The sequence below is a fragment of the Pantoea sp. Pa-EAmG genome, assembly GCF_030024295.1.
Lineage (GTDB): Bacteria > Pseudomonadota > Gammaproteobacteria > Enterobacterales > Enterobacteriaceae > Pantoea > Pantoea dispersa.
This window is the reverse complement of sequence record NZ_JASEWO010000044.1, coordinates 18480-28851: the sequence shown is the minus strand read 5'-3', so window position 1 is coordinate 28851 and position 10372 is coordinate 18480. Positions and strand designations below refer to the sequence as shown.

Sequence of the window (10372 nt, the reverse complement as noted above, 5' to 3'; positions counted from 1 at the left end):
ATCCTGGTGTGATCTCCCTGAAAGCTGAATCGCCCACACTCTACCTGATAAAATCTGTTACGCAACTTAATTAGCATTCTGTTTAATTTCTCGCCAGTTTTCTGACCGAACGCTGATTTGCTGAACGCACCGACAGGCAAGTAATATAGAAGGAGAAAATTCGCTGTCAAAAAAGAGGTGAAAAATGTCAGCAGAAACGGAATCCATTTCACACCAGACGCTACTGGAAATCGCTAATCAGCTCATTCAGCAGCACGATGAATATTTTGCCGGGATGGAAGCCACTGAGGTGATTCAGCAGGGCGAGGTTCTGGTGTTTCGCGGCCCGTGGTTCCTCGACGATGAAGGGTTGCCGACCGCCAAAACCACGGCGGTGTTTAACGTGTTTAAGCACCTTGCCGTGGTGCTCTCCGCGCAGTATCACCTGGCATAAAAAAACCCGGCCTGCGCCGGGTTTATTCACAACAGCGGTTTATCACCGCGCTGCCAGATTTTCAGAATCAGCCGCTCGGCTGCCACACTGGCACTGTGGGTCACGCGATCAATCATCTTTTTCTTGCGCGCGAAGTGCACGCCCAGCACGCTAAAACGGTCCATGCGCGCAATGATCAGCGCATCGCTGGTACCAATCTCATCAATCAGCCCCAGATCCAGCGCCTGACGGCCATACCAGTGTTCGCCCGTCGCCACTTTGTCCAGATCCAGCGCCGGACGCATCTGATGCACAAAATCTTTAAACAGCTGATGGGTTTCATTCAGGTCTTCCTGAAATTTCTCCCGCCCTTCCTCGGTATTCTCACCAAACAGCGTCAGCGTACGCTTGTACTGGCCGGCAGTGTGCAGCTCCACATCAATGTCGTTACGCTTCAGTAGCCGGTTAAAGTTAGGGATTTGCGCCACCACGCCGATGGAACCAATGATGGAGAACGGCGCCGCCACGATGCGATCCGCAACGCAGGCCATCATGTAGCCACCGCTGGCGGCAACTTTATCCACTACCGCGGTCAGCTGCAGCCCCGCATCACGCAGACGTTGTAGCTGCGACGCGGCCAGGCCATAACCGTGCACCACGCCACCGGGACTTTCCAGCCGCAGCAGCACTTCATCACCCGGCTGCGCCACCGCCAGCACTGCGGAGATCTCTTCGCGCAGCGAGCTGACTTCACCGGCGTCCATACTGCCTTTGAACTCCAGCACATAGAGAGTCGGCTTCGCCGCTTCAGTCACACCGGCTTTGGCGTTGCGCTTTTCGGCTTTGGCTTTCTGTTTCTCTTCTTTCTTATGCTGCTTCAGCCACACTTTTTGCGCCTGCGGCTTCATCTTCGCCAGCTGCAGGTCCTCTTTCATCTCACGATAGGCTTCGTCGAGATGGGTTAAGCGCAGCTGACCGCCGCTGTGACGTTTACGCAGCGCGGCATTTAGCACAATCAGTACAATAGCTGCGATCGCCACCACGACGGTGACGGCCTTGGCCAGAAATAATCCATAGCTGGAGAGTAAATCCATTCTGCCGCCTTATTAAACAGTGAATTACAGTCAAACCCTGAGTTTACCCGCTTTGATGCCATTCGTCGCCTGAAATGCCGGCAGGCGGCACAGAATGCGCGTTGCGGCGATTGCACCTTGCGCCAAATTGAGGCATAAAGCCAAAAAACCCTCTGACCTGCAAAGGACATCGCTGTGCATTATCAACCGAAAAGCGACCTGCTGGACAATCGCATCATTCTCGTGACAGGTGCTTCCGACGGCATCGGCCGTGAAGCCGCCCTGACCTATGCGCGCTACGGTGCGCGCGTGATTCTGCTCGGCCGCAATGCCACCACGCTGCAGCAAACCGCTGAGGCGATTAATCAGCTCAATAAACAGCCCGCGGCTACGCTGCTGCTGGATCTGGCGCACGCCACACCGGAAAGCTGCCAGCAGCTGGCACAACAGGTTGCCGCGCTGGTGCCGCGGCTGGATGGCGTGCTGCATAATGCCGGCATTCTCGGTGAGATCGTGCCGCTGGCGGAACTCGATCCGGCGGTCTGGCAGCAGGTGATGCAAATCAATCTCGACGCCACCTTCTATTTAACGCAGGCGCTGCTGCCGCTGCTGCTGAAATCCGACGCCGGTTCGCTGGTGTTCACCACCTCCAGCGTGGGCCGCACCGGCCGCGCAGGCTGGGGCGCGTATGCCGTGTCGAAATTCGCCACCGAAGGCATGATGCAGGTGCTGGCCGATGAGTATAAAAACCGCCATCTGCGGGTGAACTGCATCAATCCCGGCGGCACGCGCACCAAAATGCGCGCCAGCGCCTTCCCGGAGGAGAATGCCAGCCTGCTGAAAACCCCGGCCGACCTGATGCCGCTCTACCTCTATCTGATGGGCGATGACAGCCGCCGTAAAACCGGCATCAGCTACGATGCACAACCGGGGCGCAAGCCGGGACCGGCCAGCGCATGAGCGATCGTCACCAGCAACGCCAGCAGCGGCTGAAAGAACAGGTTGACGCCCGCATCGCCGCCGCCACCGAAACGCGCGGCATCCTGATGGTGTTTACCGGCAACGGCAAAGGTAAAACCACCGCCGCTTTTGGCACCGCGCTGCGCGCCTGCGGCCACGGTAAAAACGTGGCTGCCGTGCAGTTTATTAAGGGCGAATGGCCCAATGGTGAACGTAATCTGCTGGCGCAGCACGGCGTGGAGTTTCAGGTGATGGCCACCGGCTTTACCTGGGAGACGCAAAACCGTGCCAGCGATACGGCCGCCTGCCAGCAGGTGTGGCAACACGCCAGACGCATGCTGCAAGACGCGTCGCTGGATCTGGTGATACTGGATGAAATCACCTACATGGTGAGTATGGATTATCTCGATCTGGATGAGCTGGTCACTGCACTGCAGCAGCGTCCGCCGCAGCAAAGTGTGATCATAACCGGGCGCGGCTGTCACCGCACGCTACTGGAACTGGCGGATACCGTCAGCGAGATGCGTCCGGTCAAACACGCGTTCGACGCTGGAATTCAGGCACAGCAGGGAATCGACTGGTAAAACTGACGCCGCAGGCGCGGCGTCAGGGAGCATCAGGAACCGCGTTTATTACTGTTGCGACGCGGGCTGTTATTGCTTACCGCGCTATGACGTTTCACCGCCCGGCGGATTTGGTTCGCTTTGGTGCGGCGACGATCTTTCTCGACCGCCACTTTGGTCACCGTCTCTTCCGGCAGTCCCACCAGCTTACGCAGGTAGTTGACCGCCGGCAGTTCCATCTCCATCCAGCCGCCGCGCGGCAGACCTTTTGGCAGCTGAATATCGCCGTAGCGCACGCGCATCAGACGGCTTACCTGCACGCCAACCGCTTCCCACAGACGACGCACCTCACGGTTACGCCCTTCCGTCAGGGTGACGTTGTACCACTGGTTAATGCCTTCACCGCCGGCGAATTTGATGGTTTTGAACGCTGCCGGGCCGTCTTCCAGCTGCACGCCCTTGCTCAGCTGACGCACTTTTTCGTCATCCACTTCACCGAATACGCGCACTGCGTATTCACGCTCAACTTCGCGGCTTGGGTGCATCAGGCGGTTGGCCAGCTCACCGTCGGTGGTGAACAACATCAGACCGCAGGTGTTCACGTCCAGACGGCCGACGGCAATCCAGCGTGAACCGCGCAGGCGCGGCAGGCGATCAAATACCGTTGGGCGCCCTTCCGGATCGTTGCGCGTGCACAGCTCACCTTCCGGTTTGTAATACGCCAGTACGCGACACACCTCGGTGGCCGATTCAGCAATCGATACCAGATGGCCATCAATACGGATTTTCAGGGTTTTGTCATTTTCGATGCGATCGCCCAGCGTCGCCAGTTTGCCATCGACGCTGATGCGTCCGGCTGAAATCATTGCTTCGATTTCACGGCGCGAACCGTGTCCGGCGCGCGCTAATACTTTTTGTAATTTCTCGCTCATGGAGCTGCCTCGTTGTCGCCTTCCCAGGCGTCGTGGTAATGAAGAGGTAAGATACCGGCGTTACCAGGTCCCGTATCAGAATCTGTGACCGCTTCGCGCCAGGTGCCAGCGCGGACGGCCGGAGATTTTACACCAGCTACAGTTTCGTTAACACCTTTTCCTTTTCTGCCGATAATAAAGCGCCTGTGATCCGGAGGCTGAAGCGGGCAGCAAGGTCATTGATTCAGATTTCTGATTGATTTGCGTAAAGAGCGTGATGATAGCCTGCGCAACCCGCTGAAATTACGTCGTTTTGCCTGAGACCGTTTATTTATTTAATGTTGCGCCGATTAGTGCCGCAATAGATTAAAGAGACTCACCAGTCTGTTACCCGCAGCGTTCCCGGCCAGGCTGCAGTTGTGCAAACAGAAAATCGGCGCAAAACACCAAAATCAGCATAAAGAACTAAATAGTGGTGTTAGTAAAGCTTATTGCAGCCAGCAGCCCCAGCCATACAGCGGATTGGCGCTGCAGGTTGGATTAAGTCTGTATTTTCGTTTTTATTTGATAAAGATTAAATATGATGAATTGTTCTGCCGCGAAAACTGTGTAAAATTTAATCCTGAATTCGGCTAAGCAGTATCAGAAAAAATTTTAATTACTTTTTATAAGCTTTCAAACAACAAGCCATTAACAAATAATGGTACAGCTGGCCTGATAATATAATCCGGCGCGCTCAGGAAATGGCGCGCTAATCGTTTCACGGATTGAATTTAATTTGTCTGTCGAAAGTCTTCACCAGGGATTTTGCTGACGGACATTAAATGAAGACCGCCATCATGAGAACCTCCCTGCTTTGGCCGGCGCTTACAGCGCTGGCACTGAGCGGCTGTTCCGTGGGCCATACTGAGTACAGTCGTACGGCGCTGCAGCACGTGGATATGAGCGTGACCGGCATCCCGACGGTACTCGGTTTGGGCATCCTCGGTACAACCATTCCGTTAACGCCGGAATACAGTCTGACTGCCGCGCACGTGGCCAAAACCGCCGTGCAGCGCGTGAAGGCTTATCACCCCTATTGCGACGTCGCGATTATTTATCATAAAAACAGTCCGGATACGCTGGCGAAATTCCGCAGCAGCGCGGTGGGCGAGCCAATTAAAATGTATGGCTACAGTTTTATTTCCGCGATGCCGGTCGAGTCGAGCGGCGTTAATCTGGCGCGCACCGCCATTAATAATCGCTGGAATAAAAAGCCCTGCATGGCAATGGCTTCCGATGCCGGTGTCGTTCAGGGGATGTCGGGTGGAGCTGTCTATAATGCCGACCAGACAATCAGCGGAGTGATTGTGGGTTACAGCCATGAAATTGCTAACGTACGCAGCAAAAAAGTCATCTTAAAAGATGTCTCACTGTACATTCCGTACGGCGATTTCAAACGCTGGCTGGAAGCCAATATCGGCCAGACGCCACAAACAGCGCCCGGCCCGGCGTAATCACAGGAACGGGCGGGTATCGCCTGCCCCTTCACGCACGATGACGGGCGCATCGCTGGTGAGATCGATCACGGTGGTTGGCTGCTGGCCCAGCGTGCCGCCATCGATAATTAAATCCACCAGCTTGCCGATGCTGTGCTGGATCTCTTCCGGATCGGATTCAGTGAAATCATTGCCTGGCAGCATCAGTGAGGTCGACATCATCGGCTCATTGAGGCGTTCCAGCAGCGCCAGCGCCACCGGGTTTGACGGGACGCGCAGGCCGATGGTTTTACGTTTATCGTTCATCAGGCGACGCGGCACTACTTTAGTGGCCTTCAGAATGAAGGTGTAATTGCCTGGCGTATTGTTTTTCAGAATGCGAAACGCGCTGTTATCCACCTGCGAATAGGTCGACAGCTCAGAAAGATCGCGGCACATCAGGGTAAAGTTATGGTTACCATCGAGCTGACGAATGCGGCAGATGCGTTCCATGGCATTCTTCTCTTCCAGACGGCATCCCAGCGCGTAGCCGGAATCGGTCGGATAGACAATAACGCTGCCTTTATTGAGATAATCCACCGCCTGATTAACCAGACGCGGCTGCGGATTTTCCGGATGAATGTGAAAAAGTTGACTCATAAAAACCTCATATCACCCATCAACGTGCGATCTGACCGGCGCTAAAGCGGGAAAACGCTCCCAGACCGGCTCCACGCCGCCCGGCAGCCATAGCTTGCGCCCCAGTTCAATCCACGGACAGGGTTGGTGAAAATCGGACCCCTGCGAAGCCGCCAGCTGATTATCGCGCGCATAGCTCGCCAGCTGGGTACGTTCATTCGGTGCCTGCTGACACTGCGCCACTTCCATCGCATCGCCGCCTTCTGCGGCAAAATGCGCAATCAGTCGCTTCAGCCATTTGGCCGACAGTCCGTAGCGCGCAGGATGGGCCAGCACCGCCACGCCACCAGAATGATGAATAGCATCAATGGCTTGTTTAATTGTACACCATTGTGGTGGCACGTAGCCGGTTTTGCCGCGCGCCAGATAGTTTTTAAATACCTGCGCCATGTTATCGGCTTTGCCCAGCTCTACCAGATAGCGGGCAAAATGCCCGCGGGTGATCACCCCGCCCTGCGCCAGACGCTGAGCGCCGGCCAGCGCGTCAGGAATGCGCGCGCGCTCCAGCCGTTCAGCAATCAACTCTGCACGTGCCATACGGCACTGGTGCTGCTGCGCCAGAAAAGCGGTTAACGCCGGATGCTGCGTATCAACGTTGAGCCCGACAATATGAATTTCGTGGTTTTCCCACAGCGTCGACGCTTCCACACCGGCCAGTACCCGTAGCGGTAGCTGAAGCTGCTGCACCGCCGCCTGCGCTTCAGCAACGCCCGCCACGCTGTCGTGATCGGTAATCGCCAGCACGCCGACGTGCATCTCAACGGCGCGCTGCACCAGCGCGGTCGGCGTCAGCAAACCGTCAGAAGCCTGGGTATGGCTGTGTAAATCATAAAGTGGAAAACGGGCGATATCTGACAAGGTCACTCCAGCGACTGCATTAAACCGGCTGGCATGATAACGATTTTGCCCGTAACTGAAAAAGGGTATTGACTTTTTTCACCCGAACCAGTTAACTAGTACACAAGTTCACACGTAACGGGTATTTAATCATGGCTCTTATCGGTACGCATGTTAATGGTTGGTGGCGCGATGATCCCTTTCACGGGCGACGTCGTCATGCACATTTTGCGTAACCGCAGTGCAGATACCTGAGCCCGCCACCGAGCGGGCTTTTTTTTGAGCGAAATTCAGAGAATCCATTATGGCTAATGCGAAACCTACATTGAAGTTGATTACCGGTACCGCGCCCTACCGCGAAGATCCGGCCGCAGTGTTTCATCAATTATGCGGCGCACGTCCGGCAACTCTGCTGCTTGAATCTGCCGATATCGACAGCAAGCAGAACCTGAAAAGCCTGCTGATTGTCGACAGCGCGCTGCGCATCAGCGCCCTGGGCAATGTTGTTACCCTGCAGGCGCTGTCGGAAAACGGCCGCGCGCTGCTGCCGCTGCTGGACGAAGCACTGCCCCCCGAGGTGCGCATCGCCGTGCGCCCGGACGGACGTGAGCTGCATTTCACGCCGGTTGAGGGTCTGCACGATGAAGACTCCCGCCTGAAAGCGCTGTCGGTGTTTGATGCGCTGCGTCTGATTCCGCATCTGGTTAACAGCCCGGCCGAAGAACGTGAAGCCATGCTGCTGGGCGGCCTGTTTGCCTACGATCTGGTGGCGGGATTTGAAGATCTGCCGCCGCTGCGCAATGACCAAAGCTGCCCGGATTACTGTTTCTACCTCGCCGAAACGTTACTGGTGATCGATCACCAGCAGCGCAGCGCCCGTCTGCAGGCCAGCCTGTTTGCGCCGTCCACCAGCGAGTTTCAGCGTCTGCAGAGCCGTATCGAACAGCTGCACGGTCAGATGACGCAGCCAGCGCCAGCGCTGCCGGTGCAGCGCGTCGAGCAGATGACGCTGAGCACCAGCCAGAGCGATGAAGCTTACTGCAACGTGGTAAGCGAACTGCAGCAGGCCATTCGCATCGGTGAAATTTTCCAGGTGGTACCATCGCGCCGCTTCTCACTGCCGTGCCCGTCACCGCTGGCGGCTTACGATACGCTGAAAAACAGCAACCCCAGCCCGTACATGTTCTTTATGCAGGATCAGGATTTTGCGCTGTTCGGCGCTTCGCCGGAGAGCTCGCTGAAGTATGACGCCAGCTCACGCCAGATCGAAATCTACCCGATTGCCGGTACGCGTCCGCGCGGTCGCCATGCGGATGGCTCGCTGGATCGCGACCTGGACAGCCGTATTGAACTGGAAATGCGCACCGATCATAAAGAGCTGGCTGAGCACCTGATGCTGGTGGATCTGGCGCGCAACGACCTGGCGCGTATCTGTGTGCCCGGCAGCCGTTACGTGGCGGATTTAACCAAAGTGGACCGCTACTCGTTTGTGATGCATCTGGTGTCCCGCGTGGTTGGCACGCTGCGCAACGATCTTGATGTGCTGCACGCCTATCGCGCCTGCATGAACATGGGCACGCTGAGTGGTGCACCGAAAGTGCGTGCGATGCAGCTGATTGCGGAAAAAGAAGGCACGCGGCGCGGCAGCTACGGCGGCGCGGTCGGCTACTTTACCGCCAGCGGCGACCTTGATACCTGCATCGTCATCCGCTCCGCCTGGGTGGAAGGTGGCGTCGCCACTGTGCAGGCCGGTGCCGGCGTGGTGCTGGATTCTCAGCCTCAGGCTGAAGCGGATGAGAGCCGCAACAAAGCCCGCGCGGTATTGCGCGCCATCGCTACTGCCCATCACTGCAAGGAGATTTTCTGATGGCCGATATCCTGCTGCTCGATAATATCGACTCCTTTACCTACAACCTCGTTGATCAGCTGCGTACCTTTGGCCACAACGTGGTGATTTACCGCAACAACGTCCCGGCAGAAGTGCTGATCGACCGCCTGCAGCAGATGGAAAACCCGGTGCTGATGCTCTCACCCGGCCCTGGCGCACCGAAAGATGCCGGCTGCATGCCGCAGCTGTTACAGGCGCTGCGCGGTCAGTTGCCGATCATTGGTATCTGTCTCGGCCATCAGGCCATCGTCGAAGCTTACGGCGGGCACGTCGGCCAGGCGGGCGAAATTCTGCATGGTAAAGCCTCCGCCATTACCCATGATGGCGAGGCAATGTTTACCGGCCTCAGCAACCCGCTGCCGGTGGCGCGTTACCACTCGCTGGTGGGCAGCAATACGCCGGCGGAACTGACGGTTAACGCCAGCTACAACGGCATGGTGATGGCGGTGCGTCACGAAACGGACCGCGTGTGCGGCTTCCAGTTCCATCCTGAGTCGATTCTCACCACGCAGGGCGCACGTCTGCTGGAGCAAACACTGGCCTGGGCGCTGGCGAAATAACAGGGAGATGATGATGCAAACTATTCTGGAAAAACTGTATCAGGCGCAAACGCTGAGCCAGGCCGAGAGCCACCAGCTGTTCAGCGCGATTATTACCGGACAGCTGGAGCCGACGCAGCTGGCAGCGGCGCTGATCGCCATGAAAGTGCGTGGCGAGCGCCCGGAAGAGATCGCCGGTGCCGCCTCCGCGCTGCTGGCCGATGCCAGACCGTTCCCGCGTCCGGACTATACCTTTGCCGATATCGTTGGCACCGGCGGTGATGGCAGCAACAGCATTAATATTTCAACGGCCAGCGCCTTTGTCGCCGCCACCTGCGGGCTGAAAGTGGCCAAGCACGGCAACCGCAGCGTCTCCAGCAAATCCGGATCTTCCGATCTGCTGGCCGCTTTCGGTATCAATCTCGACATGCCGGCGCAGCAGGCACGGCAGGCGCTGGACGATCTCAACGTCTGCTTCCTGTTTGCGCCGCAGTATCACAGCGGTTTCCGCCACGCGATGCCGGTGCGCCAGCAGCTGAAAACCCGCACGCTGTTTAACGTACTTGGTCCGCTGATCAACCCGGCGCGCCCACCGCTGGCGGTGATTGGCGTCTACAGTCCGGAACTGGTGCTGCCCATTGCCCAGACGCTGAAAGTGCTGGGCTACCAGCGTGCTGCCGTGGTGCACGGTGGCGGCATGGATGAAGTGGCGCTGCACAGTGCGACCCAGGTCGCTGAGCTGCGTGACGGCGAGATCACCAGTTACCAGTTGACGCCGGAAGACTTTGGCTTCAGCTTCCAGCCGAAAGAGGCACTGGCCGGCGGCACACCGGAAGAAAACCGTGACATTCTGACGCGTTTGCTCCAGGGTAAAGGCCAGCCCGCCCACGAGCAGGCCGTTGCGGTAAATGTCGCAATGTTGCTGAAAGTATTCGGAAATGAAGATTTGCGCGATAACGCTGAGCGCGCCATGGCTGCCATTCGCAGCGGTCAGGCGTACGAGCGCGTTGTGGCACTGGCAGCGAGAGGATGA

9 protein-coding genes, 1 pseudogene and 1 other annotated feature are annotated in these 10372 nt (G+C 57.3%); of the genes and pseudogenes, 6 read left to right on the top strand and 4 right to left on the bottom strand.

From position 1 onward, the window contains the following. Positions 1-184 precede the first annotated feature (184 nt). A complete protein-coding gene (locus tag QMM04_RS08680) occupies positions 185-433 on the top strand; it encodes a DUF2498 family protein (protein WP_059012436.1) in 249 nt (82 codons plus the stop codon). A 26-nt stretch (positions 434-459) separates the two neighbouring features. Here QMM04_RS08680 and sohB read toward each other — a convergent pair whose 3' ends face one another. Next, positions 460-1506 carry a protease SohB gene (gene sohB / locus QMM04_RS08675; protein ID WP_058758624.1) on the bottom strand — a complete coding sequence of 349 codons (1047 nt, stop codon included), beginning with the start codon at positions 1504-1506 and terminating at the stop codon, positions 460-462. Positions 1507-1680: 174 nt separating this feature from the next. On the opposite strand from sohB, the gene QMM04_RS08670 reads away from it, so the two are divergent. Beyond that, positions 1681-2445: a YciK family oxidoreductase gene (locus tag QMM04_RS08670; RefSeq protein WP_021510112.1), complete on the top strand. Its 765-nt coding sequence runs from the start codon at positions 1681-1683 to the stop codon at positions 2443-2445. Then, entirely contained in the window at positions 2442-3029 is a 588-nt protein-coding gene (gene cobO, locus QMM04_RS08665; RefSeq protein WP_021510111.1) for a cob(I)yrinic acid a,c-diamide adenosyltransferase, read from the top strand. The genes QMM04_RS08670 and cobO overlap by 4 nt, the downstream gene beginning before the upstream one ends. 32 nt (positions 3030-3061) lie before the next feature. On the opposite strand, the gene rluB is transcribed toward cobO, so the two are convergent. Continuing rightward, positions 3062-3940 (bottom strand): 23S rRNA pseudouridine(2605) synthase RluB, encoded by an 879-nt coding sequence (gene rluB / locus QMM04_RS08660; protein WP_059011621.1) that lies wholly within the window; start codon positions 3938-3940, stop codon positions 3062-3064. Between the two features lie 818 nt (positions 3941-4758). Here rluB and QMM04_RS08655 point away from each other — a divergent pair. Then, positions 4759-5415, top strand: coding sequence for a serine protease (locus QMM04_RS08655; RefSeq protein WP_199189130.1), 657 nt, complete (start codon positions 4759-4761; stop codon positions 5413-5415). Here the strand turns inward: QMM04_RS08655 and QMM04_RS08650 are convergent, their stop codons facing one another. Both QMM04_RS08650 and QMM04_RS08645 read right to left on the bottom strand, forming a co-directional pair. Beyond that, positions 5416-6036 (bottom strand): L-threonylcarbamoyladenylate synthase, encoded by a 621-nt coding sequence (locus tag QMM04_RS08650; RefSeq protein ID WP_282996009.1) that lies wholly within the window; start codon positions 6034-6036, stop codon positions 5416-5418. Positions 6037-6048: 12 nt separating this feature from the next. Beyond that, a complete protein-coding gene (locus tag QMM04_RS08645) occupies positions 6049-6933 on the bottom strand; it encodes a PHP domain-containing protein (RefSeq protein ID WP_088517175.1) in 885 nt (294 codons plus the stop codon). Between the two features lie 155 nt (positions 6934-7088). Next, positions 7089-7193 (top strand) — a sequence feature (Trp leader region). 23 nt (positions 7194-7216) lie between these two features. Between QMM04_RS08645 and QMM04_RS08640 the strand changes: the two genes are divergently transcribed. Then, on the top strand, positions 7217-8779 hold the full coding sequence (locus QMM04_RS08640; RefSeq protein WP_031280219.1) for an anthranilate synthase component 1: 1563 nt from the start codon (positions 7217-7219) through the stop codon (positions 8777-8779). Continuing rightward, positions 8779-10372: pseudogene (gene trpD / locus QMM04_RS08635) on the top strand (bifunctional anthranilate synthase glutamate amidotransferase component TrpG/anthranilate phosphoribosyltransferase TrpD). Before QMM04_RS08640 ends, trpD begins: the two are co-directional and overlap by 1 nt.

Excerpts from the sequence above, each read along its gene's own strand:
- QMM04_RS08680 (WP_059012436.1), top strand. The coding sequence starts at position 185 with ATGTCAGCAGAAACGGAATCCATTTCACACCAGACGCTACTGGAAATC.
- cobO (WP_021510111.1), top strand. The coding sequence starts at position 2,442 with ATGAGCGATCGTCACCAGCAACGCCAGCAGCGGCTGAAAGAACAGGTT.
- QMM04_RS08650 (WP_282996009.1), bottom strand. The coding sequence starts at position 6,036 with ATGAGTCAACTTTTTCACATTCATCCGGAAAATCCGCAGCCGCGTCTG.
- QMM04_RS08640 (WP_031280219.1), top strand. The coding sequence starts at position 7,217 with ATGGCTAATGCGAAACCTACATTGAAGTTGATTACCGGTACCGCGCCC.
- sohB (WP_058758624.1), bottom strand. The coding sequence starts at position 1,506 with ATGGATTTACTCTCCAGCTATGGATTATTTCTGGCCAAGGCCGTCACC.
- rluB (WP_059011621.1), bottom strand. The coding sequence starts at position 3,940 with ATGAGCGAGAAATTACAAAAAGTATTAGCGCGCGCCGGACACGGTTCG.
- QMM04_RS08655 (WP_199189130.1), top strand. The coding sequence starts at position 4,759 with ATGAGAACCTCCCTGCTTTGGCCGGCGCTTACAGCGCTGGCACTGAGC.